This is a genomic window from Streptomyces sp. RP5T (assembly GCF_003933965.1).
Classification (GTDB): Bacteria; Actinomycetota; Actinomycetes; order Streptomycetales; family Streptomycetaceae; genus Streptomyces.
In genome coordinates, this window is the sequence record NZ_RSAJ01001120.1 from 1 (window position 1) to 1,205 (window position 1,205).

General features: G+C 73.2%; 2 protein-coding genes. One reads left to right on the top strand and one right to left on the bottom strand.

All coding sequences use genetic code 11. The features are described 5' to 3' along the window. Positions 1–13: 13 nt before the first annotated feature. Entirely contained in the window at positions 14–502 is a 489-nt protein-coding gene (locus tag EHS43_RS44870; protein WP_125196089.1) for a carboxymuconolactone decarboxylase family protein, read from the bottom strand. A 46-nt stretch (positions 503–548) separates the two neighbouring features. Here EHS43_RS44870 and EHS43_RS44875 point away from each other — a divergent pair. Next, positions 549–1,205 (top strand): aminotransferase class I/II-fold pyridoxal phosphate-dependent enzyme (locus EHS43_RS44875; RefSeq protein WP_125196090.1); only part of this gene is annotated, 657 nt, incomplete at its 3' end.

Below are 1,205 nucleotides of genomic sequence, written 5' to 3' on the forward strand. Positions count from 1 at the left end.
GCCCCTCAGACCCTCAGCCGCCGGCCGTCCGCTCGTCCGTCCCCGCCACCTTCGCCGTCGCGAGGGCAACCCTGTTCCAGGTGTTGATCGTGAGGATCAGGGACAGCACGTGGGCCAGTTCCTGTTCCTCGAAACAGGCCGCGGCCTGCGCGTAGACCTGGTCGGGGACGCCCCCGTCGGCCACCAGCGTCACCGCCTCCGTGAGGGCGAGGGCCGCCTGCTCCCTCTCCGTGAAGAAATGGCGGGCCTCCCGCCAGACCGGGACCATGTGGAGGCGGTCCTCCGTCTCGCCGGCCTTACGGGCGTCGTTGGTGTGCATGTGGAGGCAGTACGCGCAGTGGTTGAGGTGGGAGGCGCGGATCTGGATCAGTTCGACGAGGGCGGGGTCGAGGCCCTCGCGGGCAACCGAGTCGAAGCCGACCAAAGCCCGGAACACCTTCGGGGCGGCCTTCGCGAGGTTCAGTCGGGCCGTACCTGTCACGTGCGGGTTCGTCGTGGTCATGTGACCAACCTAGGGGCCGGAAAGACCGGCTGTAGGGTGCATTTCCATGGCGGAATCATGGGTCAATTACGCGGAGCGGATCGGCTCCGACCTGCACCTGGAGCTTCCCGGTCCGGGTGGCAGACGGGCCGCGCTGACCGCGGCGCTGCGTGCGGCCGTCCGCAGTGGGCGACTCGCCCCGGGGACCCGGCTGCCGCCCTACCGCTCGCTCGCGGCCGACCTCGGCGTCGCCCGCAACACGGTGGCCGACGCCTACGCGGAACTCGTCGCCGAGGGCTGGCTCACCGCCCGCCAGGGCTCCGGTACCCGCGTCGCCGAACGGACCCCGCCGCTCGCCCCCGCCGTAGCCGCGAAGGCATCCGGAGCGCGGCCACGCGCGTGTGCGCCGCGTGACGCACGGCCCCTGCCCGCCCGGCACGACCTCCGCCAGGGCACGCCCGACGTCTCCGCTTTCCCCCGGTCCGCCTGGCTCGCCTCCTACCGCCGGGCCCTCCACCAGGCCCCCAACGAGGTCTTCGGCCCCGGCGACCCCGCGGGCCGTCCGGAGCTGAGAGCGGCCCTCGCCGCGTACCTCGCACGCGCGCGTGGCGTGCGGACGGAGCCGGACCGGATCGTCGTCTGCTCCGGCTTCGCGCACGCCCTGCGCCTGCTCTTCGGAAGCGGAGGCGGAAGCGGCAGCGGAGACCGGGGAGGCGGTCGGGGA

What these genes read in the sequence shown, in the direction of transcription:
- EHS43_RS44870 (WP_125196089.1), bottom strand. Translation starts at nt 502, where the DNA reads ATGACCACGACGAACCCGCACGTGACAGGTACGGCCCGACTGAACCTC.